30 protein-coding genes are annotated in these 26356 nt (G+C 52.6%); 9 read left to right on the forward strand and 21 right to left on the reverse strand.

Translation table 11 applies throughout. The features are described from left to right. Positions 1–63: 63 nt before the first annotated feature. Together Q4551_RS11940 and Q4551_RS11945 are read right to left on the reverse strand one after the other, a co-directional pair. Positions 64–687, reverse strand: a complete 624-nt coding sequence (locus Q4551_RS11940; RefSeq protein WP_303434068.1) for an L-threonylcarbamoyladenylate synthase — start codon at positions 685–687, stop codon at positions 64–66. 101 nt (positions 688–788) lie between these two features. Then, positions 789–1652 (reverse strand): PHP domain-containing protein, encoded by an 864-nt coding sequence (locus Q4551_RS11945; protein ID WP_303434069.1) that lies wholly within the window; start codon positions 1650–1652, stop codon positions 789–791. Positions 1653–1717: 65 nt separating this feature from the next. Here Q4551_RS11945 and Q4551_RS11950 point away from each other — a divergent pair, with 65 nt between their 5' ends. The 5 genes from Q4551_RS11950 to mnmC all read left to right on the forward strand — a co-directional run bounded on the left by Q4551_RS11950 (position 1718) and on the right by mnmC (position 6198). Continuing rightward, positions 1718–2323: a septation protein A gene (locus Q4551_RS11950; protein WP_303434070.1), complete on the forward strand. Its 606-nt coding sequence runs from the start codon at positions 1718–1720 to the stop codon at positions 2321–2323. 3 nt (positions 2324–2326) lie between these two features. Next, complete coding sequence (locus Q4551_RS11955) at positions 2327–2626, forward strand: YciI family protein (RefSeq protein WP_303434071.1); 300 nt, start codon at positions 2327–2329, stop codon at positions 2624–2626. Positions 2627–2648: 22 nt separating this feature from the next. Then, a complete protein-coding gene (locus Q4551_RS11960) occupies positions 2649–3377 on the forward strand; it encodes a TIGR04211 family SH3 domain-containing protein (RefSeq protein ID WP_303434072.1) in 729 nt (242 codons plus the stop codon). Between the two features lie 81 nt (positions 3378–3458). Further along, positions 3459–4028 (forward strand): peptidylprolyl isomerase, encoded by a 570-nt coding sequence (locus tag Q4551_RS11965; RefSeq protein ID WP_303434073.1) that lies wholly within the window; start codon positions 3459–3461, stop codon positions 4026–4028. Between the two features lie 88 nt (positions 4029–4116). Next, positions 4117–6198, forward strand: coding sequence for a bifunctional tRNA (5-methylaminomethyl-2-thiouridine)(34)-methyltransferase MnmD/FAD-dependent 5-carboxymethylaminomethyl-2-thiouridine(34) oxidoreductase MnmC (gene mnmC, locus Q4551_RS11970; RefSeq protein ID WP_303434074.1), 2082 nt, complete (start codon positions 4117–4119; stop codon positions 6196–6198). 364 nt (positions 6199–6562) lie between these two features. On the opposite strand, the gene Q4551_RS11975 is transcribed toward mnmC, so the two are convergent. The 14 genes from Q4551_RS11975 to Q4551_RS12040 all read right to left on the reverse strand — a co-directional run bounded on the left by Q4551_RS11975 (position 6563) and on the right by Q4551_RS12040 (position 17299). Next, on the reverse strand, positions 6563–6865 hold the full coding sequence (locus Q4551_RS11975; protein WP_303434075.1) for a DNA-binding transcriptional regulator: 303 nt from the start codon (positions 6863–6865) through the stop codon (positions 6563–6565). Continuing rightward, a complete protein-coding gene (locus Q4551_RS11980) occupies positions 6858–7232 on the reverse strand; it encodes a type II toxin-antitoxin system RelE/ParE family toxin (RefSeq protein ID WP_303434076.1) in 375 nt (124 codons plus the stop codon). The genes Q4551_RS11975 and Q4551_RS11980 overlap by 8 nt, the downstream gene beginning before the upstream one ends. Before the next feature lie 331 nt (positions 7233–7563). After that, a complete protein-coding gene (locus Q4551_RS11985) occupies positions 7564–7761 on the reverse strand; it encodes a hypothetical protein (protein ID WP_303434077.1) in 198 nt (65 codons plus the stop codon). Positions 7762–7806: 45 nt separating this feature from the next. Further along, on the reverse strand, positions 7807–8067 hold the full coding sequence (locus Q4551_RS11990) for a YheU family protein (RefSeq protein ID WP_303434078.1): 261 nt from the start codon (positions 8065–8067) through the stop codon (positions 7807–7809). Further along, the gene (locus Q4551_RS11995) at positions 8051–8494 is read right to left on the reverse strand and encodes a hypothetical protein (protein WP_303434079.1); all 444 of its coding nucleotides are present in this window, start codon (positions 8492–8494) and stop codon (positions 8051–8053) included. Before Q4551_RS11995 ends, Q4551_RS11990 begins: the two co-directional genes overlap by 17 nt. A gap of 189 nt (positions 8495–8683) precedes the next feature. Beyond that, a complete protein-coding gene (locus tag Q4551_RS12000) occupies positions 8684–9013 on the reverse strand; it encodes a multidrug efflux SMR transporter (RefSeq protein WP_303434080.1) in 330 nt (109 codons plus the stop codon). Between the two features lie 164 nt (positions 9014–9177). Next, positions 9178–10980 carry an alpha/beta hydrolase gene (locus Q4551_RS12005; RefSeq protein WP_303434081.1) on the reverse strand — a complete coding sequence of 601 codons (1803 nt, stop codon included), beginning with the start codon at positions 10978–10980 and terminating at the stop codon, positions 9178–9180. Between the two features lie 76 nt (positions 10981–11056). Beyond that, complete coding sequence (locus Q4551_RS12010; RefSeq protein ID WP_303434082.1) at positions 11057–11449, reverse strand: phasin family protein; 393 nt, start codon at positions 11447–11449, stop codon at positions 11057–11059. 236 nt (positions 11450–11685) lie between these two features. Further along, positions 11686–11937, reverse strand: a complete 252-nt coding sequence (locus Q4551_RS12015) for a DUF6489 family protein (protein ID WP_303434083.1) — start codon at positions 11935–11937, stop codon at positions 11686–11688. Between the two features lie 43 nt (positions 11938–11980). Next, positions 11981–13138 carry an MFS transporter gene (locus Q4551_RS12020; protein ID WP_303434084.1) on the reverse strand — a complete coding sequence of 386 codons (1158 nt, stop codon included), beginning with the start codon at positions 13136–13138 and terminating at the stop codon, positions 11981–11983. 11 nt (positions 13139–13149) lie between these two features. Then, positions 13150–14265 carry a chorismate synthase gene (aroC, locus tag Q4551_RS12025; RefSeq protein WP_303434085.1) on the reverse strand — a complete coding sequence of 372 codons (1116 nt, stop codon included), beginning with the start codon at positions 14263–14265 and terminating at the stop codon, positions 13150–13152. A gap of 85 nt (positions 14266–14350) precedes the next feature. Beyond that, positions 14351–15289, reverse strand: coding sequence for a 50S ribosomal protein L3 N(5)-glutamine methyltransferase (prmB, locus tag Q4551_RS12030; protein ID WP_303434086.1), 939 nt, complete (start codon positions 15287–15289; stop codon positions 14351–14353). Between the two features lie 132 nt (positions 15290–15421). Continuing rightward, entirely contained in the window at positions 15422–16348 is a 927-nt protein-coding gene (locus tag Q4551_RS12035) for a patatin-like phospholipase family protein (RefSeq protein WP_303434087.1), read from the reverse strand. A gap of 6 nt (positions 16349–16354) precedes the next feature. Then, complete coding sequence (locus tag Q4551_RS12040) at positions 16355–17299, reverse strand: DUF4892 domain-containing protein (protein WP_303434088.1); 945 nt, start codon at positions 17297–17299, stop codon at positions 16355–16357. A 161-nt stretch (positions 17300–17460) separates the two neighbouring features. Between Q4551_RS12040 and Q4551_RS12045 the strand changes: the two genes are divergently transcribed. Then, positions 17461–19260 (forward strand): DUF885 family protein, encoded by a 1800-nt coding sequence (locus tag Q4551_RS12045; protein ID WP_303434089.1) that lies wholly within the window; start codon positions 17461–17463, stop codon positions 19258–19260. Positions 19261–19266: 6 nt separating this feature from the next. Here Q4551_RS12045 and Q4551_RS12050 read toward each other — a convergent pair whose 3' ends face one another. The 5 genes from Q4551_RS12050 to Q4551_RS12070 form a co-directional block, all read right to left on the reverse strand. Next, positions 19267–19803 carry an RNA methyltransferase gene (locus tag Q4551_RS12050; RefSeq protein WP_303434090.1) on the reverse strand — a complete coding sequence of 179 codons (537 nt, stop codon included), beginning with the start codon at positions 19801–19803 and terminating at the stop codon, positions 19267–19269. A gap of 159 nt (positions 19804–19962) precedes the next feature. Then, the gene (locus Q4551_RS12055; RefSeq protein ID WP_303434091.1) at positions 19963–21297 is read right to left on the reverse strand and encodes a DUF3422 family protein; all 1335 of its coding nucleotides are present in this window, start codon (positions 21295–21297) and stop codon (positions 19963–19965) included. A gap of 167 nt (positions 21298–21464) precedes the next feature. Next, a complete protein-coding gene (locus Q4551_RS12060) occupies positions 21465–21992 on the reverse strand; it encodes a hypothetical protein (protein ID WP_303434092.1) in 528 nt (175 codons plus the stop codon). A gap of 81 nt (positions 21993–22073) precedes the next feature. Then, positions 22074–23135: a YHYH protein gene (locus Q4551_RS12065; RefSeq protein WP_303434093.1), complete on the reverse strand. Its 1062-nt coding sequence runs from the start codon at positions 23133–23135 to the stop codon at positions 22074–22076. A 377-nt stretch (positions 23136–23512) separates the two neighbouring features. After that, entirely contained in the window at positions 23513–24754 is a 1242-nt protein-coding gene (locus Q4551_RS12070; RefSeq protein WP_303434094.1) for a YihY family inner membrane protein, read from the reverse strand. A 59-nt stretch (positions 24755–24813) separates the two neighbouring features. On the opposite strand from Q4551_RS12070, the gene arsC reads away from it, so the two are divergent. Genes arsC through Q4551_RS12085 form a run of 3 tightly spaced genes read left to right on the forward strand, consistent with a single transcriptional unit; the run spans position 24814 to position 26190 of the window. Further along, positions 24814–25161 carry an arsenate reductase (glutaredoxin) gene (arsC, locus tag Q4551_RS12075; protein WP_303434095.1) on the forward strand — a complete coding sequence of 116 codons (348 nt, stop codon included), beginning with the start codon at positions 24814–24816 and terminating at the stop codon, positions 25159–25161. After that, entirely contained in the window at positions 25161–25778 is a 618-nt protein-coding gene (wrbA, locus tag Q4551_RS12080; protein WP_303434096.1) for an NAD(P)H:quinone oxidoreductase, read from the forward strand. The genes arsC and wrbA overlap by 1 nt, the downstream gene beginning before the upstream one ends. A gap of 1 nt (position 25779) precedes the next feature. Next, the gene (locus Q4551_RS12085; protein WP_303434097.1) at positions 25780–26190 is read left to right on the forward strand and encodes a DUF2069 domain-containing protein; all 411 of its coding nucleotides are present in this window, start codon (positions 25780–25782) and stop codon (positions 26188–26190) included. Positions 26191–26356 lie beyond the last annotated feature (166 nt).

The following is a 26356-nucleotide window of genomic DNA, read 5'->3' on the forward strand; positions in this document are numbered from 1 at the left end:
CAAGCGAAACAACAAAACGCGCATCATACCGGTTTTATCCCCGACTGACAGCCCGGCCGATGACTAGTCGAGGATATCCGCCGCATCCCCGACCCCTTGTCGAATCAGCTCTGGTGCGTCGCCGGTCATATCAATCACGGTCGTGGCTTCAAAACCGCAATAACCGCCATCAATAATCAGATCGAGCTGGTTTTCCAGGGTTTGACGAATATCGTAAGGATCGGACAGCGGCATATCGTCTCCGGGCATAATCAATGAACTGGTCATCAGTGGTTCATCCATGGCCTCCAGCAAGGCCATGGCGATGGCGTTGTCTGGTACCCGAATACCGATGGTGCGTTTTTTCGGGTGCATCAGCAGTCTTGGTACTTCACGGGTGGCGGGCAAAATAAACGTGAATGCCCCCGGTGTATGGGCTTTGAGCAACCGGTACTGGCTGTTGTCTACCTTGGCAAACGTTGCCAATTCAGAGAAATCCCGACACAACAAAGTAAAATTGTGTTTCGGCCCCAGCTGGCGCAAACGCTGGATTGTTTCTGTGGCTTTTTTGTCTCCGATACGGCACGCCAGCGCATACGAGCATTCGGTGGGAATAATACCAACGCCGCCTTTGCGCAGCACTTCAACAGCCTGATTAATCAGTCGTGCCTGGGGATTGTCTGGATGAATCTGTAAAAATTGGCTCATGTTAACTCCTGTCTCTTTCAATCAATCTGCCATCTTGATCATACGCCGACGGTCACTCGCCTGCTTAAAAAACCATAACGCAGATCAACGGCAACCCGTGCTCAACATGGCGCGGAGGAAGAAGCTGACCATTGCTGCCACACCGGGGTAATCAGCGACGGATAAGCCGGCATCATACCCAGCTCGAGGCCAAAACGGTTCGGGCCGTGGTAATCACTACCGCAGGAGCCGAGCATATTGAACTCCCGCGCCAGCGAGGCCATCTGCCCCGCCTGATTGCTGTCCATTTTACCGTAACTGACTTCCAGCGCCTGACCACCCGCAGCGATAAAATCCCGCACACAGCTGCGTAATTTGGTACGGGTCATATTGTAAAGGTGGGCATGGGCCAACACCGGTATGCCACCCGCTGCCACAATCCACTCCACTGCAGTAGCCATATCAGGCCAGCCGCTTTTGACGTCACCGATCTTCCCCGCACCCAATAATTTGCTAAACGCCTGCTGCACACTGGGCACCAGGCCTTTCTCGACCAGGTATTTGGCAAAATGTGGACGCCCCAACTGATCCGCTGTGGTGTTACCGAAGGCTATCACTTCTGCCAGCGGGATCTCACACCGCAGTTTTTTCGCCAGCCGCGCAGCGATAATTTCTGCCCGCGCTGCCCGCACAGTACTCTGATGCTGTTCCGCCTGTTGCATCACCGCCGCCTCCGGATCAAAGCCGAGCCCGACAATATGTACCGATACACCACTCCAGACAGTCGACAGCTCAATTCCGGGGATCAGCTGTATCCCCAGCTCCGCTGCGGTATGCTGGCCGCGACGGAACCCGTCAACCGTATCGTGGTCTGTGATCGCCAGAGTTTTGATACCGCGCTCGGCAGCAAGACGCACTAGCTCGTCTGCCGGAAAGTGGCCATCGGAGGCATTGCTGTGGCAGTGTAAATCGATCTCTGAGTTCACATGGACGCTCTTGGTAGGTTCAGCCATAATCGGCCTATTGTAATGGGACATAGAATGCGAAGCGAATGAAGTTACTCCTGGATTTTTTACCGATCGTTGTTTTTTTTCTGACCTACAAGTTCGCTCCCGAGCTGATTGAGTGGGTATCGCCTTGGTTGAATGTCGACCAGCAGGCCTCATTACATGCCATGGAACCGATCGTACTGGCCACCGCCGTACTGATTCCGGCCACCATTTTGCAAATCCTTTATACCCGCTTCACCACGGGTAAAATCGAGAACATGCATCTGGTGACTCTGGCTCTGGTGGTACTGATGGGCGGCGCCACGGTTATTCTGCAGGACAAAACCTTTATTCAATGGAAACCCACCGTTGTAAACTGGCTGTTTGCAGCGGCTTTTCTGGGTACCTACTGGATCACAGGAAAAACCCTGCTGCAGCGTATGATGGGGCAGAACCTGACGCTTCCTACGCAAGTCTGGGTTCAGCTGAACTACGCCTGGGTGGCTTTTTTCCTGCTGAGTGGCATCACCAACCTGCTGGTTGCCTATAACTTTTCTGAAGATATCTGGGTTAACTTCAAACTGTTTGGCCTATTGGGACTGACCATTGTATTTATCGTGGCGCAGTCGATATTTTTATACAAATACATGAATCACGAGGAGTCCTGAACCATGTGGTATGCCATTATCAGTCAAGACGTTGACAACAGTCTCGATCAGCGCCTGTCTGCCCGTCCGGCCCATTTGAAGCGTTTGCAAACCCTGTCGGACGAAGGCCGTTTACTGGTTGCCGGGCCTCATCCTGCCATCGATAGCGACGATCCAGGCAAGGCCGGATTTACCGGCAGCCTGGTGATTGCCGAATTCAACTCACTGCACGATGCCCAGCAGTGGGCTGACAGTGACCCTTATATCGATGCGGGCGTATACCAGCAGGTCATCGTAAAACCGTTCAAGAAAGTGTTGCCTTAAGGCAACCCGCAAGGAGTAAGACGTGAAACTGTTAACGCAACTGGGGTTATGCCTGATCATCTCCGCAGGCACAACAGCGACAAGCGGCGCTCAGGCAGAACAAACCGCGGCCGGTGACAGTTATGTTGCCGTCTCTGCCGGTTCAAAACGCTATGTCACCGACACGCTGTGGCTGCAACTGCGTTCCGGCCCTTCTGCCCAACACCGGATTATCCAGGCGCTGAAAAGCGGTGAGCACCTGACCCTGATTGGCGAAAATACCGATGCTGGCTATTCACTGGTACGAACCAGCAAGAACAACGAAGGCTGGGTTCTGACCCGCTACCTCGACAACCAGCCCACCGCACGGGAACATCTGGTTGTTGTCAACCAGGAGCTGGAACGGACCAAAGCAGAACTCACCACTGCAACCGAACGCCTGCAAGCCCTGGAGACAGAGGTCAAAGGATTACGTTCCGAACGCAGCGACCTGGAGCAAAAAACCGTTCAGGTCACCCAGGAACTGAACAATATCCGTGAAGTATCTTCTGGTGCGCTGGCACTGGATGAAAAAGCCCGCAAATTATCGACCCGTAATCAGGAGCTGGAAATCCAGCTCGAAGCGATAAGTGTCGAAAACGCACAATTACGCGAAGACCGCGACCTTAACCGCCTGATTTATGGTGGAGGTCTGGTCTTTCTCGGCATTCTGGCCGGCTTGATCCTGCCTTCCCTTCGTGGTGGTCGCAAGCACACCAGCAGCTGGTCCTGATCGCGGCCCGGCACCGCCCGTCATTCCGGCCGGTGCCGGAATGACACCGGCCTGATACCTATTTATTTCTGGAGTAAATCGATGTTCCGTCGTTTGTTAGTTAAACAGCTACTGGCCCTGAGCGCCGTTTTGATGTTATCCCCCGCCTGGGCCGATGCCACCCCGCAAGCACCGGTTGCCGTCCGCCTGACCACCAATATGGGTGTTATTGAGCTGGCCCTGGATCGTAACAAGGCCCCCATTTCGGTAGAGAACTTTCTGACCTATATGAACAGCGGCCATTACAATCAAACGCTGTTCCACCGCGTTATCGACGATTTCATGATTCAGGGCGGCGGCTTCACCACCGACATGCGCCAGCGTGCTACCTTGCCTCCCATTGCCAACGAAGCTGAAAACGGCTTGAAAAACGTACGGGGCAGCATCGCCATGGCTCGCCGGAACGATCCAGCCAGCGCCACCAGCCAGTTTTTTATCAACCTGAGCGATAACCACTTTCTCGATAACGGCAGCCGGGGTTTCGGTTACGCTGTATTCGGCAAGGTCACCAAGGGGATGGATGTAGTGGATGCCATCGGCAAGGTCAAAACCCTGCGAGGAGACAAACCCGCAGAGCCGGTGATCCTTATCAGTGTGGAAAAAATCCAGTAGCGACCGGCAGCAGCCAGTCACAGCCATACCGGTGCCTTGTTCACTTTTTCCGGTATGACTGAATCCGATACCCATTTCCTGTAACGCCATGGCCAACATGACCTCCCACTCCGCTTCGTCTTCTCCTCTCGCTCTGGGCAATGCCGATATTATCTGGCAAAACGATGATCTGCCGGTATCCCGACAGTTTCACGACCCTTACTTTTCCCTGCACGATGGTCTGGCCGAAAGCCGCTATGTTTTCCTGCAACACAATCAGCTGCCACAGCGCTGGGCCGACTGGCATGGGCCTTTCTGTATCGTCGAAACCGGGTTTGGCACCGGGCTGAATTTTCTCGCTACCTGGCAGGCCTTCCAGCAACACGCCGGCCCTGACTGCTGGTTACACATCACCAGCATTGAGAAATACCCACTCAGCCGCCAGCAGCTCGCCAGGGCACTGGCACACTGGCCGGAACTGGCAGAGCTGAGCGAGCAATTACTCACTCAGTACCCGGACGCCATTCGTGGCTTCCACAGCCTCTGTTGGCCCGCACAACGGGTACAACTAACGCTGGTACTGGACGATGTAGACAATGCCCTGAGCGAACTGTCCGGGCCGGTTCATGCATGGTATCTGGACGGCTTTGCTCCGGCGACCAATCCGCAGATGTGGCAACCCGAGCTGTTTAACCAGATTCGCCGCCTGAGTTGTCGTCATCCCCACCTGGCAGGCACTACCACCCTGGCCACCTTTACCGCTGCCAGTGCTGTACGCCGCGGGTTACAAGGAGCCGGGTTTCAGGTCAACAGGCCCAAGGGCTTCAACGGCAAACGGGAAATGCTGGCGGCAACATACGCCGCCACCATTGGCCCAGAGCGTCCACCCGAAGCCAACACCCAACCATGGCTGACACCGGTGCGGCCATGGTTAATAGAGAACACTACCGAGACCGACACGCCCGATCTCGCCATGGTCGTTGTCGGCGCTGGGCTGGCCGGTGCCACCACCGCCAGAGCCCTGGCAGAACGGGGGATGCCGGTAAGGGTAATCGACCAGACCGGTATTGCCAGCGGCGCTTCTGGCAACCCTCAAGGTGGGCTATACGTCAAACTGGCCGCCAATGACCAAGCCACCCATACTGAATTTTATTTGCAGGCTTATCTCACCAGCCTGCGCTGGATGAAGCGACAGCTGGCAGCCGGTCCCGATGGCGCCTGGAACCCTTGTGGCGTATTACAACTGGCCTGGTCTGCAGCCGAACAACAACGCCAGCAAAAATTTCTCGACCGCCTCCACTACCCTGAGAGCTTGATTCGACCGGTATCCGCGGCAGAAGCCAGTGCCTTGTCAGGGAATCCGCTACAGCAAGGCGGGTTGTTTTTCCCGGATGCCGGTTGGGTCAGCCCGGCGGACTTGTGTCAGCAACTGCTTGATCACCCCTTGATTGATGTCCAAATCTCTACCGTCCGATCAATACAGCAAGATTCCGACACTCGCTGGCAGTTGCAGCTCGGCAACGCCCCCACCCTGACCAGCCGACAACTGGTGATTGCGACAGCCGGTGCCAGCCCGTCATTACTGCCGGATACCTACCTGCCGATCAAATCCATTCGTGGTCAGCTCAGCTACCTCGATGCCCAGCAAAGCCCTCCATTACAAACCGTGCTGTGTGGCCGCAGCTATATGGCACCGGCACGGCAAGGTCAGCTGGTATTGGGGGCAACCTATCATCAGAACGACCTGGATCTGACGCTCCGCCCTCAAGACCACCAGACCAACCTTGATCACCTGAAAGATTTTGGCTCATCATGGCATGCGCTGGCGGACACCGCCGACAAGAGCGGCCTGGTTATTGGTGGTCGTACCGGATTCCGTTGCACCACCCCCGACTATCTGCCCATGGCCGGACCAGTGGTGGATACCGATGCCTTTATCCGCTGCTACGCTCCCATGATCAAAAACGCCAAGCAAATACCGGCGCGCAAGGCCCCGCTGCACACGGGCTTATGGCTCAATATCGGGCATGGTTCCCGGGGCCTGGCATCAACGCCATTGTGCGCAGAACTGCTCGCCGCCCAGATCACAGGAGCGGCCTTGCCCGTCAGTACCCAGGTCGCAGCCGCCTTGTGGCCAGGACGTTTTTTATTGCGGGATATGATTCGGCGCAAACTGCCAGCTCGAACCTGATTGCGGCCAAACCAAGGCGGCTATATATGCCTATGCGCGGAGGTGTAGACAGAAATTAAAAGGGTCTGGTGCGGAAGGACTTTATCCTCGGCCAGATTATTGACATGCACAATGGTATCTTCATCCAGCCTAATCGTAACCAGCTTATTGATCTTCTTGATGTAAGGGTTATTTATTAATCGAACATGAACATTATAATGATCACGCAGGCAGATACTTTTTATAAACAAGTCTTTCGCTCTCACTTATCAGCCTTTGTGCAGAGCTGGTTCAGATAGCCTCACCGCTGTATCCATTTTGAAGGCCAGATCGACAAGGTCGAAAAACAGTGGCGAACACAGAGATTCGAACTCTCTTCTTTTACTTACGCAATAACTTCAAGCCCTTTTTTTTCAGCTATAGATAACATTTTCAACGCAGCTCCTCTTGGCGAACTATCACCTTGCTCCCACTTTTTAACTAATTTATCACTAACATTTAAATATTGAGCAAAAACGGGCTGAGAAAGACGGTATTTCAACCTAAGATTACGAACTTGATCAGGAGTGAATTCGTGGACGTTAGTTAAACATAATGCATCAAATTTACGCATTGTCGTTTTGTCAATTACTCCTGATTTTTTTAAGCCTTTAGCTGTTTTATGAACCGACTCTAAAATATCACTCATTTTGATTACCTACTATTATTAGTTCACCATCTTGAACAAGCTGGTCCAGCTCACCTGGAGTGAAGTTGAGAAACTCTTTAGCCAACTCTTTGAGGGCTAGTTTTTCCTTTGTATTTATATTCGACCTTGCATTTTTCGCAAAAGCATATAAGAAAAAATATCTGTCTCCCATAACCGCTCCCACGATGGTCCTATAACCACCACTCTTACCTTTATTACCTACTGATATGCGTTTCTTGTATACATTGCCACCTAAATCAGCATCGTAAAGCCCATTTGTCATCTCCCTGCAAGCAAGGACAAGATCGTCATCAGATAAACTTTCTTTTTTGGTTGAAGACACAAAACCCTTTGTTTTATAGATCAAAGTATACTCCACAAGGGTATGTTTTCATATACTGAAAGTTTTCTGGATGCTCGCCAGAAAACTAACCGGTAGTCCCTTTCACAGCCAGCTTTCCCACCAACTGTTCGTTCTCTGTGTAGTCGCTCAATGATTCCGGACAGTTTGTAGCGGAACGAAAAATTGTTACGTGTGCTTGTGTTTGTTGAATCATTTACCTGCAGCTTCCGGTACAGAAGCGAATGGGAGACAAAGCAACGGATGACAGCCCTGATCGCTCAGCTTCGCTACCATTACTGATTTAACGCCCGCATTGGGGCTGGTTGAAGTGCAACGGAAAACCATCACACCGCCCCTAAACGACTCGTTTCAGCATATTTCGCCGCTTGGCGGCTTGCCTGGCACGTATCGAGTCTTCACGGATCTTGCGCATGGAAGCCGATAACTCAGCGCAACAATCACGAATCTCGGCCAGTTGGTCTTTCATGGTATCCATATCATCCACCGCATCCGCCACCCGACGGCGTAACCGTTGAACTCGAATATCCGTCATGGTGGCAGCCTCCGGAGGTGTGGTTTTGAGATAACGACAATCAGCTCAGTTACGAACCAGGTCAATGTGGCAGCTATTTTCTATCGGGTCAAATAACAACCGGGCCTTGCCGGATTCCAGTTGTTGCTTCACGTGTTGCTTTTTATCAGTCAGGCTGAATTCTTGTTCACCGTAGTCGGTGCCTTCTCGTAATACAAACTCCGCCAGCACAGCATCCAGGGCATCCGTACTCAGGCGATTCCAGGGAATTTCAAGCACGCCATGATCCGGGGTATCGTCTTGTGGTGTCTCAGAATGCAAAGCCAACCTCTCTTTCCCACTCGCAGCTCATACGTAATTCAGCATCCGAGGGGATATGACCACGATCAGCTTGCCAGTTAAACGTATGTTTTCCTGATAATTCCGTTTCCAGGTGTACGGTCGCGGATACCCAGAACATCGACTTGAGCAAGGATTCAAACTGCCGTAACCAGGATTCCCATTCATACTCGACCGCCCGATAAGAAGCAGCAAAATGAATAATATGAGTTTGATAGGTACCATTCAGCAGATGTTGACCGGGCATTGAGAACATCTCCCGGCACAACAACGACCAATCATCATCCACCCCCAGAGGCAGGCTCTGCAAGGCCGCCCAATTTGTACGCCGCTCATTCTCGGCAATCACTTCCCGAGTACTGGGGCTATGGCGTATCACGCCATACACGATGGATTCCTGATCAAAGTGGTTCACGGGTCTGTCCTGAACTAGAGGCTCGATAACATAATCATAAACAAAACCACCATGGCGGCAAGCGCCTGAAGCCCATTGCGCATACTGATCGCCACAATTGCTATTTTGTGATGTTTACTCAGGCTGCCACTCCGTGCTCTCTGTCACACATTGTGCAGGATTTTTCTTCAGGCCGGTTGGTTGGCCCTGTCAATGCCCTGCTTTTGAAAACAGATTGATCATGGCAACACCGGTAATAATCAACCCCATACCAGCCAATGCCCAAAGATCAGGTTTTTGCCCGTGCAGGAAAAAGGCAATAACGGCCACCAGTACGACCCCCAACCCAGCCCAGACGGCGTAGGCAATACCCACCGGAATGGTTTTTAACGCGACAGATAAAAAGTAGAACGCAACCACATATCCCAATACAACAATAATCGACGGCCCCAGGCGGGTGAAACTGTCGCTTGATTTTAACGCTGATGTTGCAATCACTTCGCCAAGGATGGCAATTGCTAACAAGACCCAGTGGTTCATTCTTTCACTCCAGACAGGTAAGCGGCCAGTGTATCTGTCTGCCTTCCAATAAGCGCATAAAAACGCCGGATTGTCAGCGAGACAATCCGGCGCTCTGATCGGTCAGTGGTCGTATTCAGTTCAAGCCAATATGCGCTTGCCTGAACAAGACAGTCACTCCGGCCCTATTTTGCCACAACCCCGATCCGGCGTTGTACGTAAGAGCCCGGTGCGTCTTCAATGACGGGCAACTCATCGCTGCCTGGCTGACGAGCATCCACTTCTTCCATGCCTCCTTGTTTGAGAATCCATTCTTGCCAATCTATCCACCAGGAACCTGCATTGTGAGTTGTGCCCTTGTACCACTCATCGGCATCTTCCGGCAGCTCGTCGTTGGTCCAGTAGCCGTACTTTTTCTTGTGTGGCGGATTCACAATACCGGCAATATGACCAGACCCACCCAGTACAAAGCGGTTTTTTCCGCCCAGGATGGTGGCCCCTTTGTAGGTACTTTTCCATAAAGCAATATGGTCCTGGGCACAGGAGATAAAGTAGCTTGGTGTTGTGATCTTGCTGATATCAATCGGAACACCGTCCAGCATGATGCCATCAGGTTCGATCAACTTGTTGTACAGGTACATATTGCGCAGGTAAAAACTGTGCATTGCCGCTGGCAGGTTGGTGCTGTCGGTGTTCCAGTACAGCAAATCAAAGGCCGCCGGACGTTCACCCATCAGATAGTTGTTAATAAAGAACGACCAGAACAAATCATTTTCACGCAAGGTGCTGAAACTGAATGCCATTTGTCGACCATCGTAATAACCCACGAGATCCATCTGGCGTTCCAGGGCAGAAATAGCGGTTTCGTTAATAAACACACCAATTTCACCGGGCTCAGAAAAGTCCATCAAGGTAGCCAGGTAGGTCGTTGACTTGATCGGCGACTTACGTTTTTTCTTGAGATAAGCCATCGTTGATGCCAGCAAGGTACCACCAACACAGTAACCAATGGCGTTGACTTCTTTTTCTCCGGTCGCTTTCTGAATCGCATCAACAGCAGCGATCGGGCCTTCCAGCATATAATCGTCAAAGCCCTTGTCGCGTAGTTCCGAGCCAGCATTCACCCAGGAGATACAGAATACTGTGTGGCCCTGATCCACCAGCCATTTCAGGAAGGAGTTATCTTCGCGCAGATCCAGAATATAGTACTTGTTGATAAAGGGCGGAATAACCAGCAACGGCCGTTTGAAGACCTTGTCGGTCGACGGGCTATACTGGATCAATTGCATGACGTCGTTCTGATACACCACCTTGCCTGGCGTCACCGCAATATTACGACCGACCTGAAAGGCACTGGTATCTGTCATGGCGACGTTCAGAGAGCCTTTGACACTACCTTCGATATCTTCCATAAGCTGCTCCATACCCTTTGTCAGGTTGGAGCCGCCGGTTTCAATCGTTTTGCGAATAACAGCAGGGTTCAGAGTAGGGAAATTGGTTGGTGCCAATGCATTGACGTACTGACGTATAAAATACTCTACTTTTTGGCGGGTATGATCACTCAGGCCATCGGTGTCACTGATCATTTTCATCAGCGAGTTACCCTGGATCAGATACAACTGCTTGATATAGTCAAAAACCGGGTTTTCTTCCCATTCTTCATTCTTGAAGCGACGATCGGATGGATCGGGAGTAACCACAGGGTCTGGAGTCTGCCCCAGAAAACGTAATACTGTATTTTGATACAACATCTGCTGCTGCTTCATCAAATCCATCTGATCAGCAATCAACTTGTTGGGGTTGTTCAGCATGGCTGACCCAACCTCCTGGAGTGCCGCAGAAAAGTCGGACAATACAGACGCAGAAGGATCTTCCCCTGATGTTGGCTGGGTAACCACTTTTTCCAGCAAATGCCCGTATTGTTCTGCCAGCCGACCTGACATCTCGTAAAAATCGCCGACTGCGACTTCAAAATTTTCCTTGGTCATATTTATCAAACCCATAATCCGAACAGAAGAAAGAAAAAAGGCCACCCAAAGGTGGCCTCAGAAACTTCGACCAGGATTAAGCGGCTTTAGTAGTCGCTTTGGTCGCTGGTTTTGCAGTCGTAGCAGTAGTAGCCGCTGTGGTGCGAGCTTCTTCCATGATAGTTTCGACCTGGGATTTGAACTCCATGGCCATATCAGAGAAAGTTTTCGCATCTTCCATGATTTTTTTGTTCAGCGAGCTGGCAGCTTCAGCCTGTGCAGCAGTGTAGGCACGCATACCTTCGGTATCTTTTACTTCAGATGCTTTTTTCATCTGATCCAAACCCATCTCAGCATAGCTTTTGATAGAGTTCAGTTGGAAATCGGTCATTTTTTCCATATTTTCAACAAACAGGCTGTTGAATTTGGACATTGGCGCGTACATGGTTTTCGCTTGTTCTGCGAACGCATTCAGGACGTTATCTTGCATGGTTTTGCTCCTTCAAAAGGTCGTGGTTAGCAAGTATTGCCACAGTCATACTAGCTGATGCCGTTTTACACTTAAATGACAAATAACATTATTTGACAAATTTTATTGCGCCAAATCACATATTATTTAATCTTGCGTTCAATTCGTCAGAAAATTGGCACAAACAAGGCCCGTTTTTGACCAAAATTCTAACCAGTGTTAGAAGAACACCCGTAAAGCCCTATAAATACAGGCTATCACCCGTTAGAATTTTCATCTGTTTTTCCGGCCATCATGCCAAACATCATATTTTGAAACTTGTTCATCGCTGTCATACTTTCACTGAACAGAGGTTTATATAACGACATGGCATCATAACCTTCCTCGCCTGACTTCATTTTTTCCATCATTTGATGAAACACTTCCTGCTGGAATTCCTGAACGTCCGGTAAGCCCATAACACGACGGAATTCTTCAGGTGTTAAATCAAAACTTACATTAATTTTCATATTTTATTCCTTTTGATTCTTATAAATTCTTATAACTTATTAGCTATTCGATTTTTATATTCATTCCTTTCCAGGCAACAATCAATGCCAAAACGGCAACAACCGCTGCACCAACAAACACCCATTCCCCACCCAGATGCCAGAAATAGCCACTCAACCAGGCGCCCAACGCCCCACCCAGGCCAAACCCGGCACTGGAATACAGCGCCTGACCCCGGCCATGGCTTGCAGCAAACAGTACCGACACATAACGGATACAAACAGCATGTAACATGGCAAAAGTGAACGCATGGGAAGCCTGAGCCAATAACAACACCCACAACTGCTGTGGAAAAGCCGCAATCAACAACCAGCGCAAGGCGGTGATGAGCAGGCTGACCAGTAACCAGTGACGCAAGTTCAGCCACTGCAACAACCAGCGAATACGCCAGAACAGTATCACTTCAGCAACCACCCCCAGAGCCCAGAGCAAGCCGATACTGCTGGAGGAGTAACCATTGTCATCCAGATAAATACTTAAAAAAGTGTATAACGGCCCGTGACTGACTTGCAGCAACAGATTAACCAATAAAAAGGCCATCACCGGCCAACGTGTCAATAACGCCCAGAGTGAGCTGTCTTCCCCATTATCACGGCCTGGCTGCTGGTCTGCGGCAGGCTTCAGTCGCCAGCTATTCACCACCACGCCCAGCATCAATACCAGCATCACCGCAGGCAACCAATCCACCGGGATGTACTCAAACAGCCAGCCCAGCAGGGCCACGGTAATCACAAAGCCAACCGATCCCCAAAGACGAATACGACTGTAATCCTCAACACGGTTGGCAATGGCATGCATGGTGATTACTTCGTACTGCGGCAACATCGCCGACCAGAAGAAGCCATACAGCAACATTACCCCCAGCACCGGCCAGAAGCCGTCCACCAGCCAAATCGCGCTGAAACAGACAGCAGTCATTAGTCCGGCGATGCGGGCCATATGTAAAGGAGTGTGGAAGTAGCGGCTCCAGTGAGCCCAGAGCATGGGGGCAACAATACGAACAAGGGAGAAGGAGGCAATGGCGCTGCCAATATCGCCATAATCAAAGCCAAGGGATTGCAGATAAGGCCCCCAGTAAGGGGCATTACAGCCAACCAGCGCAAAAAACAGCGTATAAAAAACCGCCAGAGGCTGGCGCACCTGGCGATCGTTCGCAGACATATTGCGCTCCGTTACTGACCGGCTTGAGGAGCGGCCCCGGCAATCACCGGCGTCGTACAGTGCACGTCGCCATTCTGGCCACGCTGGCGTAACCAGTGGTCACAGATCACAATAGCCATCATCGCCTCGGCGATGGGAGTGGCACGAATACCGACACACGGGTCATGCCGGCCCTTGGTGACCACTTCGATCGGGTTTCCTTCGACATCGATGGACTGCCCTGGAATCACCAGACTGGACGTCGGCTTGAGAGCAATATGGGCTATCAGATCCTGGCCGGTCGAGATGCCGCCCAAAATGCCACCGGCGTGATTACTGAGGAATCCCTGGGGGGTCATTTCGTCACGGTGTTCGGTGCCTTTTTGTGTCACAACATCAAAGCCGTCACCAATTTCAACACCTTTCACCGCATTGATGCTCATCAGGGCATGCGCCAACTCGGCATCAAGACGATCAAATACCGGCTCCCCCAAACCTGGCATCATGCCAGTGGCGACCACCGAGATCTTGGCCCCGACCGAGTTGCCTTCTTTCCGCAACGCGGTCATATAGTCTTCCATCGCGCTGACCTTGCTGGCATCCGGACAGAAAAACGGGTTTTGCTCCACCTGTTGCCAGTCAAACTGGCTGTGATCAATGCAGACTGGCCCCAGCTGCGAGAGATACCCACGAATCTCGATCCCTTTGGCGGCCAGCACTTTTTTGGCAATTGCTCCGGCCGCCACACGCATGGCAGTTTCACGGGCGGAAGAACGACCACCACCACGATAATCGCGGAAGCCGTATTTCTGGTTGTAGCTGTAATCTGCGTGAGCCGGACGGAAGGTCGCGGCAATATTGGCGTAATCACGGGAGCGCTGGTCGGTGTTTTCAATCAGCAGGCCAATCGATGTACCAGTGGTTTTGCCTTCAAAAACCCCGGACAAAATCCGTACGGCATCGTCTTCACGACGCTGGGTGGTATAACGCGAGGTACCGGGTTTACGACGATCCAGATCCCGTTGTAAATCGGCTTCTGTCAGTTCAATCCCCGGCGGACATCCGTCAATAATAGCCCCCAGAGCCAGACCATGGCTTTCACCAAAGGTAGTGACGGTGAACAGTGTTCCTATGCTATTTCCAGACATAATCATTCCGAGGTAGCGGCCCGGCGGCCCGCGACACGGGCGGCAACAAGGGCAGTAAATTCAATCGGTATTCAGTAATCATCCGTCAATTGACGGGTCTAACGGGTGGCTCCACAAACGGATCAAGATCACGGGCTTGCAATACAAACACCCCATGACCACCACGTTCAAAATCAGGCCAGACAAACGGCAATTCAGGGAAAGCGTCTTCCAGTGCTGGCCAGCTATTACCCACTTCCACCACCAGTAACCCATCATCACTGAGATATTGCCGCGCCTGACGCAGCATGATACGCACCAGGTCGAGACCATCCTCCCCTGCTGCCAAGGCCAATTCCGGCTCGTGATGGAATTCTTCCGGCAGGCTGGCCATGTCTTCTGCATCGACATAAGGAGGATTGGAGACAATCAGATCGTATTGACCATGGGCAGCATCAAACAAGTCAGACTGTAACGCCTGTACCTGATGCGACAAGCCATGACGATGGATGTTTGCTTCCGCCAGCGACAACGCATCGAAGGAAATATCCAGCAGCTCAACCTCAGCCTCTGGAAACTGCACCGCACAGGCAATACCAATACAGCCAGAACCGGTACACAAATCGAGGATACGCTGGGGTTTAGCTGCCCCTTGCCACCAGGGTAGAAAATCCTGTTGGATCAATTCAGCAATCGGCGAACGCGGAATCAGTACCCGCTCATCCACCACAAAAGGCAAACCGCAGAACCAGGCTTCGCCAGTCAGATACGGTGCCGGCAAGCGGCTTTCAATCCGCTCGACGACCAGTCCGACGGCAGCTTCACGTTCCTGTCGGGTCAGACGAGCGCTATACCACTCCGGTGCCAGATCCCAGGATAACGCCAACCCATGCGTCACCAGCAACCGGGCTTCATCCCAGGCGTTGTCGGTGCCATGACCAAAATAGAGATCGGATTCGTTCATGCGGCTGACCGACCATCTCAAGATATCCTGGATAGTACTCAGCTCTGCAATTGCCGCAGCGGCACTCTGATGCAAATACATAATTGGCCTGACGATAAAATCCGGCTAGTTTACTGGCTGTGTACAAAAATGTCGCGAGTGACAATCAGACAAGCGCAAAATCGTCCTGGCAGCCATCCGGCTGCATCACTCGCACACCCAACCACCCTGGCCTCAGGCCATCCGCTGACCATAAGGGCTGCAGCTACCCTGCTCAAAAGCATCCAGAGCTTTCTCGGCAATATGGCGGCCCAGTTCAATCATTTCCCGGGCGCGATAAAATTCGTAAATATCGCAAGAATCGATCGGCATATTGATCATCAGGTCCGGTGGATAAGCTGCCGTCTTGAAACGGGTCAGGGACAGCTGCATGGTTTCAAACATCTGGTTCATCATTTCCAGCTTGCCAATGTTCTCATCCACATGACTGGACATATCATCACGCCGCTTTGAATCGAGCCAGTTGGTGGCCTTGTCGACCACCGAGTTGAACCAGTCACGTTTTTGCTGGCGAGTATCGATCTGGCCAAAGACAAAGTCATCCGGTATCGCCGCGTCTGAATTCAGATCGACAGCAAACAGATAATCGGCATGAATCGAGATACAGGGAGCAATCGGTAACGGGTTCAGCACGCCACCGTCGACCAGGGTTCTGCCATTCACTTTCACCGGGTGCAGAATACTGGGGATCGCCGCCGATGCCCGAATCGCCAGATCCAGCGAGCCGTTCTGCATCCAGACTTCTTTTTTGGCTGCCATATCCGTCGCAACCGCAGTAAAAGGAATGTCCAGATCTTCGATCAGGCAATCCCCCAGCAGCTCGCTGATCATATTGAATACCTTGTCGCCACGAATCACTCCGCTCGACAACAAGGATACATCCACCAGTTTGAGCACTTCCAGATAGCCCAATTTGCAGACCCAATCACGATAGAGATGCAATTTGCCCGCGCAATAAAACCCTCCTACCAGCGCCCCCATGGAACAGCCGGAGATGCCCACCACCTGATAACCACGTTCTTCCAGTACATCCAGCACACCAATATGAGCGTACCCCCGTGCACCACCACTGCCTAACGCCAACGCCACGGTTTTCGACATTGCCAGTTATCTCCCAGGCCAGAATACAAAACGTAAAGCCGGTACCAGACTGTCACCCGCAGGCAACACCAGCGCCGCCTGCCCACTGACATTCAGTTCAGCACCATGATCAAAAGCCGCCACCCGCAGTTGTTCTGCCAGGCGGTCAGAACAGGCCTGGTTCACCGACATCTCATTGGACTGGTAACAATGCACCACCAGAAACAAACGCTGCTGTACTCCTTCAGACAAGGATGACAGAACCTCTAATAATGGCTCGCTGGCGACAGGGTCCAGCTGGTTATCGGCTAACTCAAAACCAGGCAACCAACCACTGCTGAGGCTCAACATATTATTGATATCCTCACGACTGGCGACTCCAGGCAGCACCTCGTCTGTCGTTTCTATAACATCCAGGCCCACCACTGTCTGGCGTGGGCCACGCTGGGTGGCGTATACCAGCAACAGGGTTGAGGGCGCATCGGCACTGGCTGGCGGCAAATAGACCGCCATATAACGTTGCTGATTGTCTCTGCCCACCAGTCGGCCATTGCTGAATATTTCATTGGCCCAAAAATGGCTGCTGCCACAATCGAGATCCTGACACTGATACAACACCCGAGCCGACATGCCCCGGGCCAGTTCATTACGCAGCGGTTGCAGCAACTCATCCAGATCCCGTTTTTCACTGGATTCCCAGGCCATCCGCCGTAACGAACCAGACACCCTTAACTCACGATCAGCGACGGTCTTGGTCACCGTCCGTTTTTGCGCCGACAACACCAGCCGGAAGTGATCGATCGATGACGTCCGGTCTGTCAGAACCCGCGCACCCACCGGTGCCAGCAACTGGCCAAAGCGGTTCTCCTCAGCAGCGTGTAGCGGGACGACACACAAGACCATCAGCATGGCCAGAACAAACCGGCACATACCATCACCGACCCAATTATTTTGCTGCAGATTTTCAGTCACAAAACTACCTCACACCAACATTCATGCCCATTATAGACCACAGCCTACCACGAGCCTTGCCCTTCACCGCGGCATTAGCACCTGCCGATCACAGCGTGACTACAACGCAGCGTTACAGATTGCTACACTGCGGCCTCCGAATCCAGCGACACCGAGTCCCCATGTCACTCCTTTTTGCTCCATTGCTGCGCACCTTGCCTCTGACCCTATTATTACTGGGAGGATGCCAAGCCACTTTGCCAACCATTCCGGATACACTGGATGATGAGTCGGTCAGCTATTCTGATACGCAGCAAGCCGATGCCCGAAGCCAGTTAAATAATATCAGCGCAGACTATTTTCAACAGTTGGCTGACCGTTTCCCTGAACGCGCCCGTACCCTGGGGATCGAGCCGGAAGCTGCCTGGTCATCCCTGTCAGAGATCACCCGGAATAACCACTACCAGCAATTGCAGGCGCAAAAACAACAGCTGCAACAATTGCCACTGGATGCCCTGACGGCACAAGAACAACTGATCGCCAGTACGCTGATTTACCGCATCAACCAACAACTGGACTGGCGCGAGTGCAGCAAGAGCACCATGCCATTGGGCAGTGAACACGACTGGCTGCATATCATAGAAAGCAGCCTGGCGAACGACACCCCGGTCGACAACATCCCCGGTTTTCATCGTTACCTGACCCGGCTGGAGTCCGCTGCCATCCTGCTGCAGCAATGGCAACGGCAAATCAGCGAACGCAGCCAGCACCATATCCCGATCCTGGACAGCAGCCGACAGCACACCCTCAGCCAACTCGACATCATGTTGACCGGCTACCCCTTTACCGACAGCCCGGAGCCATCGCCACTGTGGCAAGATATTCAAACCCGGCTGACACAGCTGGAGTTATACCCCGCCAGCCATGAAATACTCGAAGCCAAAGCCGCCAGCACGCTGACCAATCACCTGCTGCCGGCCTTGCGAGCACTGCGTCGTCAACTCAAAGACCTCACCACCCAGACCAGCCTGAGCTGGCAGCAATACCCCAATGGCGATGCCTGTTATCGCTTACAACTGACAGAAATGGGCAGTACCGAATCCCCGGAACTGCTGCAAGAAATAGCCAAAGCCCGTCTCTCAGACATACAGCAACAACTGATTCAGGCCTTGTCACTCGACCCGGCACAGCTGCTGGCACCTCAGCTGCGCGCCTGGCTGGCATCACAACGTTCCCGGCCACTCCAGCAACAAGACTCCGCCCGCCAGCGCCTGCAACAGCTGAACCAGCAACTGCCACAACAGTTTGCCTACCTGCCCAGCACAGCACTGGTCATCCAGCCCAATCAACGTCGTGGCATCCAGGCTCCCTGGTACCAGGCGCCGCAACCGGCACTGGCACAACCAGGTATTTACTGGACTCTTGCCACCAACCCGGATCACCACTGGCGCTGGCCGCTGGACCTGTATCGCAACACCCTGCCCGGCAAACACTTGCAAGTAGCCATGGCCCAGGAAAATGATCAGCTGCCCGACTTTATGCAAACACCGTTCAATAACGACTTTGAGCCAGGCTGGTTATCCCTTGCCGCCGAGCTGGCAACCGACCTGGGTGGCTATCAAAGCAGCGCCGAACACGCCTGGGTGTTACTGGATGACATGGAGCAGGAACTGAACCTGATTCTGGATATTGGGATTCATCTGTATCAGTGGCCCCAGGACCAGGCCATCGACTATTGCCAGAGCAACAGCTTTTTATCGGCACAAGACTGCCAGCAACGCCTGCAACAGATTATGGAAGCGCCCGGACAACTGGCTCGACCGGCTATCTCCCGGGCCAATTTATTGGGCCTGATCCGCTCGGCAGAATCCGAACAAGGCAGCGCCTTCAGTCCTCAACAGTTTTACAGTGACTGGCTGGCCGCCGGATTGTTACCACCGGCGCTGTATGGCCAGTGGCTAAGATTATGGATCGAGCAATAACAGGGATTAATGATCAGACGGACACGGATGGTGGTGACGAAAGACCAGCCGGTTATTAACATCCCGGCTGCTTTTAACCCGTTCGTTATGATCGATCGACTGCTGCTGTTTGGCCATGCGGTCATACAGCACAACATTTACTGTCGCCGCCAGGTTCATACAGCCAACGGTAGGGATATACACCACCTCATCAGCCATATCGATCAGGGACTGATCAATCGACCCGTCCTCCGGGCCAAAAACATACAGCGCCTGATCCGGGTGAATAAACTCCGGTAATGGCGTCGCGCCAACCACCAGCTCCACACACACCAGCTTCCGCTCCTGCCCGACCAGCTCGGCAAACGACTCAATCGCGCTTAACTCAATATGTTGGCTGACGTTCTGGGTATCCTGATGATACTTGGCCGCTCGGGCAAAACGGTTACCGGTATAATAAATCGCACTGGCGCCATAACACCCCGCGGCGCGCATCACCACACCAACATTAGAAGGACTTTTGGGATTGCACAGGGCAATGGCTGACGATCTGGAGTTGTCCAAAACAAATTCCTGAATTTGAAGGTATTCAGGCCCATCATACTAAAAATTCTTATGTAAAAATCGCCCCGGCCACGAATCCGATACCCGCCTTCCATGGCGTGGCAGCCCCTGCTTTCACGGCTGGCTCACAAGCAGCGACTCAAACCGGTAGCCAATCCACTAATCCGTTCCGGATTTTCCATCCAGACTCGCCATCTTCTCATTCAGATGATGACGCAAGCGGTGAATCGCAACAAACACCACCACCAGCACCACCGGCAAGGCCGACGCCTTCAACAGATACGGTTCAATAGGAACGCCCAGCGCCTTGAGGCCATCCGCACCAATCCCGATCAGTGCCAGCAAGTAGTAACAGATAACCACCACGGATAACCCTTCGACCGTTTGCTGCAAACGTAACTGCAGCTCACTGCGTTTATCCATCGACGTCAGCAAACGCTGGTTTTGCTCCTGGATCGACAAGTCCACTCGGGTACGTAACAGACTGGTGGTACGGTGAATACGGCGAGACAAGTCTTCAAGCTGATCCCGTACCGAATTACAGGTTTTGATCCCTGGAGTTAAGCGCCGTTCGAGGAATTCCCGCAAACTCTGCACGCCCTCCAGCGGCTCTTCTTTTAGCTGGTCGAGACGGTCTCGCACCAGATCGTGGTACGCCTTGGCGGCCGCAAACCGAAAATTGGTATCCGAGCGATAGCGCTCAACATCGGCAGCCAACTGCGACAACGACGTCAGCAAATCCCGGTCTTCCAGTTGGTTCTCCAACTCGGAAATATTCTGGATCAGTTGCGCCAGGCTGGTTTCCACCAAGGTCAGTTGATTACTCATTTTACGCGCCACCGGCAATGCCAGCAGCGACATCAGCCGGTAGGTTTCCAGCTCAAACAGCCGCTGCACCAAACGCCCGGTCTGATACGGATTCAAGCCTCTGTTGACGGCCACGATACGGCCAAAACCATCACTGTGCAGCCGGAAGGCCGTCCACACCAGGGCCTGACCACTGGCCACCGATGCCCCGGACACCCGCTGTCCTTCGAACCAGTCAAACAGCTGCTGATCGTCGGGTGTCTCCTTGACCAGCGACAGATTCACGGCCACAACCAGCTCTCCGGGCATCGCCGCCAGCCAGTCCTTGGGAATAAACGCCAGTGCATCGGTTGCGAATGGCGTTTCGGTTGCAACAATAAAGGTGAAGTTGGCAAACTCCAGATGGCGCTCCCAGCGCAACTCAAAGCCACCAAAATCCTGATACAAACAGGAAGAATCCGGGTCCGGCGCTGGCACACTGTAACGGCGGCACAACTCCACCACATGGGCATGCAGTTCCTGGCGGTTGTCATTCAGCTTGACGGTAAAATGCGCGACCTGGCAGCTGCCCTCAATCACCGGGGAAGGACGGTTATGCAGCTCTTCATACAACACAGAGCGCATCGGATGCACATTCAACGACAGACTGGGACTGGCGATATCCGGCGCATGGGTATTACAGATCATGAGTCGACACATCCTGAGTGGTCAAAAATGAAACCAGACTACAGGGAACAACACCCTGTCGCCAAGGTGTCTATTAGGCCCAATACCAGAGAGTTATTTATATTTGAGCGGCAAGTGATCCATGACCTCGCAGCAGCGTCGTTCTGAACTTGATCCAGAACCAGCCGCTACAATAACGTTATAGCCCCGGCATAGTGATTCCCAGGCGTCAGCCAATAACGCTGGATATGCTCACCATGGATAACCCTGAAGACATTTTTGGCAGGCCGGTATTCCGTCATGCTGGAGATATGAAATGCCAGTTTTGATACATCTGTCGGCATGCCCTTTATCTCGAAGAGCAACACACTGAGGTGATTGTCCAGCTTGATGCGCCCTCGTCCCAGGCTGACGGCCAGATCACCAGAATCCGGGGCAGCCTGAGCATCAGACACCGACATATCAAACCCTTGCTTGATATAGGCAACCACACTTTCTTTGTACGCCACACTGTCGAAGTCCGCATCCGGGGCGTCCGGGTGCGTCATATGTAACGAGCGGTCGAGGTTGTATAACGGCGTCATCACTTCATAGACCCAACCCTGTGACTCGACATAGCGAACCTGGAACGTCGCCATATTCACATCGTGCGACAACACTGCAGGGGATACCACATAAACGCCCAACAGCAGACACAGTTGAAAAAGACGTAACACTCAAACCTCCTGCTTTATTGTAAAAACAGATGCCGCAAAACATGTTTCCATCCTGCGCACCTTTACTCCCCAGTGCACGTCCTACTGCACGCTCACACTGCGATCAACAAAACTGCCCATCAGGCAAGGAGGATTATTGGGTGCCTGATCCTGTAGCGCGTGATAATGGTAAACTCCGTCAGGGTATTCATTGGTTGCATGGCTATGTCCGTTACACTCATCCAGCTCGGCCACAGTAGCAGGCTCGGTATCCAGACCATCGACGGAATCCAATGCGCCATAAAGAGGAAAACCATCTTTGGCGAGGCCAGCAAATGCCGACGGGTTGTCATAATCAATATAAATATTATTGCAGCTGATATCATATAGCTCGGTGTAGTTATAATCATCCGCCGCATATACGGTATTAATGGATTGCGGGATAAAATGCCAATGATAATAACCGGAAGGATCAGGGTGACCACCACATAAATCCAGAGCCGGGATATTGCCACTTCCGGTGCCGCCCACTCCGGCTTCAGCAACGGTAACGCTGGGTGGATTGGCGGTCAGCGGTATGCCGTTAACCCCCATGCCAATACTGTCGATGGTGCCAAAATAATAAGGCTCACTTCTGAGCTCTGGTGTCACCGGAATCAAAAATGTCACTTCCAGGGAAGAATCAAAATTGGCCGACAGGCAATAACTGAAACCCGCTTCCTCACTGCCCTGGGTCAGATCACTAAAGCGGATATTGCCGTCTTCATCAACAATATCGTAGCCGTCGGCGTCCATCGCCACAGCAGCATCCACCAAAGACTGAAACCCAGGGGTGGTGGTGCCATCATAGATACCAACACCGGCTTCATCCCGAGAGGTATTGATGGAAGGCGGGCAATAAGGTCCAATCGTGCCGCTGTCTTCGGTATCACCCACGGTGTTGGCAGCAAAGGTCAGCTGGTAACAGGTTGTGGTGCTATTGTTCTCCAGCGTGCAGCTCACTTGCGTTTGCGACAATGCCGATGTATCAAACAGCGAAGCGTCAAAATAACCACTGCTGTCCGTGTTGGTCTCAGTGCTTGTTTCTGTATCTGACGTGGTGTCGGAATCGGTGGTTGAGACACTGTCGGAGCCGCCACATCCACTTATTGAATATAAGCACATTAACGCACTTCCTAACATAATAGATCGCATAACCACTCAAGCCTTTTATCATAAAATGTCAGCTTTTGTATGAGTGCTTTTACATTCAACAGTTGACACTAAAGGTTTTATATTCACCGTATCAATACGGAATAAATTAAGGACATTAAAACACTCCTCCAGAAACAAAACCGGCCAACTTAATAATAAACAACGATTACTTACAAATATCTGACAAATAGCATAACGCGCATCCAACCCCTGCCACACGATGGATGCAATCGTATGACACTCATAAAAGTTATGAAGAAACGTACAACAAAAACAGTAACGGCTGCTACTGCAGACACGCAGCAACAGCCGCCTGATGGTTATAACGACCCGGTAGCTACACGTAACTACAACCGAAAACCCCCGTCGTTATCCAGCAACTGATCCAGTGATACCGAGAGGCTACTAGCCACATCCTGTTGCCAGTGCGCCAGCCAGTCATGCAATGACGCATCACCAGGCTGGGAGTCGTCCCTTACCGCCTGCTCTGCCGCGTGCAACTGATCCAGAGACAGATCGGCAAAAAAATGCTCAAGCGTCAGCTGGCGCATATCAGGCAGCCAGATCCAGCTGTCATCCTGACTCTGGGTTACCCAGCCCGCCAACTGAAAACGCTTCAGCAGCGCCGACAATTCCGCGGCCGGAATCCTGCGCAAACGGCGGCGCAATTCGTTTTCAGTCATGCCTTTTCCCCCTTGTTGTCCCTGATACAGGGTCGCCGCCAGCGCCAGCCGTTGCCGTAATGGGTCTTGCGATGAAAGCGACTCCGGATGACTGAGCGCATACGTCAGCTCCGCCCCAAACAGCAGCAACATCCAACTGAGATACGTCCACAGCAGAAACAGCGGCACCGCTGCAAACGCCCCATAAATCAGTTGATAAGACGGGAACATGCCAACGATTTTGGCAAACAGGAACTTGCCGGTTTCAAACACCGTCGCCACCACCAGGGCAGCAATCACCGTATCTCTGGGAGGCACCTTGCAGTTGGGCACCATCATATACACAAAGGTAATCGCCGCCACCGTCATCGACCAGGGCACCAGCCGGGCAAACGAAGGCACCGACGCCGTCACCTCTGTTACGCCCTCTGGCAACACACTGAGCGAGGCCAGCAAGGAACTGACCGCCTGAGCGGCACCAAACAGCAATGGCCCGAGGCTTAAGACTGTCCAGTAACGAAAAAAGCGCTGTAAGGTCGAGCGCGACACATCGACCTGCCAGATTTTATTAAACTGCTGCTCAATGGTTTGCATCAGCATCAAGGCGGTAAAAAACAGAAACACCACCCCGATCCAGGTCAACTCTCTGGCTTGCTCACTAAAACGCACCAGATAATCCGACACCAGATCGCTACCTTCGGGCATAACATAGGCCAGCAGGTTAGTGTGTGCTTGCGTACCCAACGCCTGCAGTGAAGGAATCGCGCTGAGGATGGCGTAGGTCACAGTAATCACCGGCACCAGCGCAAACAGCGTGGTATAGGTCAGGGCAGCGGCATCGCGCCGGCGCTCCATCGACTCGAACCGTTTAAGGGTTTGCCAGATCAGTCGCAGTACCCGGCGACCACGGCGGAAAGCGGTGAGCATCTAAAGCTTCCTTGTTACAATCACTACCAATTGGTTGACTATTTAAGAGTGTACACAGCATGAGTGATATACAGATTTACCACAATCCCCGTTGTTCCAAGTCGCGGGAGACCCTGAAACTGCTGCAAGACAAAGGCATAAGCCCGGTTATTGTTGAGTATTTGCAGCATGCACCATCAGCGGATGATATTCGCCAACTGTTGCAATTACTCGGCTTCACCAGTGCACGAGAATTGATGCGCACCAAGGAAGTCGAATACAAGGAACAGAATCTGGCCAGCGCCGATGAAGACACTCTGATCACCGCCATGACCCAGACCCCAAAACTGATTGAACGCCCGATTGTGATCAACGGCACCCAAGCGCGTATTGGCCGCCCACCGGAACAGGTGCTGGAGATTCTCTGATGGCCGCTGTCCCTTATGTACTGGTGCTGTACTACAGCCGCCATGGCAAAACTGCCGAGCTGGCACGTCTGATTGCACGCGGTGTAGAACAAGGCGGCATGAGTGCCCGTATTCGCACGGTACCTTCCGTATCGCCGGATACCGAAAGCTCACTGCCTGCCATACCCGACAGCGGTGCCGTGTATTGCAGCCAGGAAGACCTGCGCCACTGTGCTGGCCTGGTCATGGGCAGTCCGACCCGGTTTGGCAATATGGCCGCGCCACTGAAGTACTTCCTCGACAGCACCAGCGGCCTGTGGCTGAGTGGCGCCCTGGCCGATAAACCCGCCGGTGTGTTTACCTCAACATCTTCATTACACGGTGGTCAGGAAAGCACCCTGCTGACCATGGCATTGCCGCTGTTACACCATGGCATGGTGTTCGCCGGTATTCCCTACCGTCATGCTGAGCTCAGTGACACCCGTTCCGGTGGTACACCTTATGGCATGAGCCACTGGGCCGGAGCCAATAACGAGCAAGCCATCAGTCCCCAGGAAAAAGCCCTTTGTCTGGCCCAGGGCAAACGGATAGCAACGCTGGCAACCGCCCTGCTCAACAGCCATGGCACAGGAGCCTGATATGAATGCATTAGCCGACACAGCCAGTCCTTTTGTGGCCAAAGCCAGGCTGGCCTATCGCTGCCTGATTGGCAGTTATATTGCCCTGTTGCTGGTATTACTGGTTTCGACTCTCAGCAATCCGCCCGCGGCGGCTGAGCCAGGCCTCTCCATGTGGTTAACCGGGTTCGGTATTGCAGTGTTCAAATCATTACCACTGATGCTGTTTATACCCGGCCTGATCGCTCGCTCACACAAATCAGCCGCCTGGCTGGCCTATATGATTCTGTTATATTTTGTGGTGTCCATTCTGTTTCTGTTCACCCCCGGCAGCGGTACCTGGGGTTGGTTGATGGTATTTGCCTGTTTGGCGATTTTTATCAGTGCCATTCTGTTTACCCGCTGGCAGAAGCGGGTCGAAGCAGGCTTGTAAAGAGCTGGCCTGTCAGAAGAAACCATCCTACAGAAGTGCGGGCCGCCGTGCCCGCCAGCCCGACCCAGCGAGTATTCAGCCCGCTTGACACTGCCTCACTCAAACGCAACCGGGCTTTTTAAACCTTGATGCGTTTAATGCGTTTAATGCGTTTAATGCGTTTAAT

Source organism: Oceanobacter sp. 5_MG-2023 (genome assembly GCF_030548165.1).
GTDB lineage: Bacteria > Pseudomonadota > Gammaproteobacteria > Pseudomonadales > Oceanobacteraceae > Oceanobacter.

What these genes read in the sequence shown, in the direction of transcription:
- aroC (WP_303434085.1), bottom strand. Translation starts at nt 14,265, where the DNA reads ATGTCTGGAAATAGCATAGGAACACTGTTCACCGTCACTACCTTTGGT.
- mnmC (WP_303434074.1), top strand. Translation starts at nt 4,117, where the DNA reads ATGGCCAACATGACCTCCCACTCCGCTTCGTCTTCTCCTCTCGCTCTG.
- Q4551_RS12065 (WP_303434093.1), bottom strand. Translation starts at nt 23,135, where the DNA reads ATGTGCTTATATTCAATAAGTGGATGTGGCGGCTCCGACAGTGTCTCA.
- Q4551_RS11985 (WP_303434077.1), bottom strand. Translation starts at nt 7,761, where the DNA reads ATGACGGATATTCGAGTTCAACGGTTACGCCGTCGGGTGGCGGATGCG.
- wrbA (WP_303434096.1), top strand. Translation starts at nt 25,161, where the DNA reads ATGGCCGCTGTCCCTTATGTACTGGTGCTGTACTACAGCCGCCATGGC.
- Q4551_RS12035 (WP_303434087.1), bottom strand. Translation starts at nt 16,348, where the DNA reads ATGTCGAAAACCGTGGCGTTGGCGTTAGGCAGTGGTGGTGCACGGGGG.
- Q4551_RS12020 (WP_303434084.1), bottom strand. Translation starts at nt 13,138, where the DNA reads ATGTCTGCGAACGATCGCCAGGTGCGCCAGCCTCTGGCGGTTTTTTAT.
- Q4551_RS12010 (WP_303434082.1), bottom strand. Translation starts at nt 11,449, where the DNA reads ATGCAAGATAACGTCCTGAATGCGTTCGCAGAACAAGCGAAAACCATG.
- Q4551_RS11975 (WP_303434075.1), bottom strand. Translation starts at nt 6,865, where the DNA reads ATGAGTGATATTTTAGAGTCGGTTCATAAAACAGCTAAAGGCTTAAAA.
- Q4551_RS12015 (WP_303434083.1), bottom strand. Translation starts at nt 11,937, where the DNA reads ATGAAAATTAATGTAAGTTTTGATTTAACACCTGAAGAATTCCGTCGT.
- Q4551_RS12085 (WP_303434097.1), top strand. Translation starts at nt 25,780, where the DNA reads ATGAATGCATTAGCCGACACAGCCAGTCCTTTTGTGGCCAAAGCCAGG.
- Q4551_RS12055 (WP_303434091.1), bottom strand. Translation starts at nt 21,297, where the DNA reads ATGATCTGTAATACCCATGCGCCGGATATCGCCAGTCCCAGTCTGTCG.
- Q4551_RS11965 (WP_303434073.1), top strand. Translation starts at nt 3,459, where the DNA reads ATGTTCCGTCGTTTGTTAGTTAAACAGCTACTGGCCCTGAGCGCCGTT.
- arsC (WP_303434095.1), top strand. Translation starts at nt 24,814, where the DNA reads ATGAGTGATATACAGATTTACCACAATCCCCGTTGTTCCAAGTCGCGG.
- Q4551_RS11950 (WP_303434070.1), top strand. Translation starts at nt 1,718, where the DNA reads ATGAAGTTACTCCTGGATTTTTTACCGATCGTTGTTTTTTTTCTGACC.
- Q4551_RS12045 (WP_303434089.1), top strand. Translation starts at nt 17,461, where the DNA reads ATGTCACTCCTTTTTGCTCCATTGCTGCGCACCTTGCCTCTGACCCTA.
- Q4551_RS12070 (WP_303434094.1), bottom strand. Translation starts at nt 24,754, where the DNA reads ATGCTCACCGCTTTCCGCCGTGGTCGCCGGGTACTGCGACTGATCTGG.
- Q4551_RS11955 (WP_303434071.1), top strand. Translation starts at nt 2,327, where the DNA reads ATGTGGTATGCCATTATCAGTCAAGACGTTGACAACAGTCTCGATCAG.
- Q4551_RS12000 (WP_303434080.1), bottom strand. Translation starts at nt 9,013, where the DNA reads ATGAACCACTGGGTCTTGTTAGCAATTGCCATCCTTGGCGAAGTGATT.
- prmB (WP_303434086.1), bottom strand. Translation starts at nt 15,289, where the DNA reads ATGTATTTGCATCAGAGTGCCGCTGCGGCAATTGCAGAGCTGAGTACT.
- Q4551_RS11940 (WP_303434068.1), bottom strand. Translation starts at nt 687, where the DNA reads ATGAGCCAATTTTTACAGATTCATCCAGACAATCCCCAGGCACGACTG.
- Q4551_RS12005 (WP_303434081.1), bottom strand. Translation starts at nt 10,980, where the DNA reads ATGACCAAGGAAAATTTTGAAGTCGCAGTCGGCGATTTTTACGAGATG.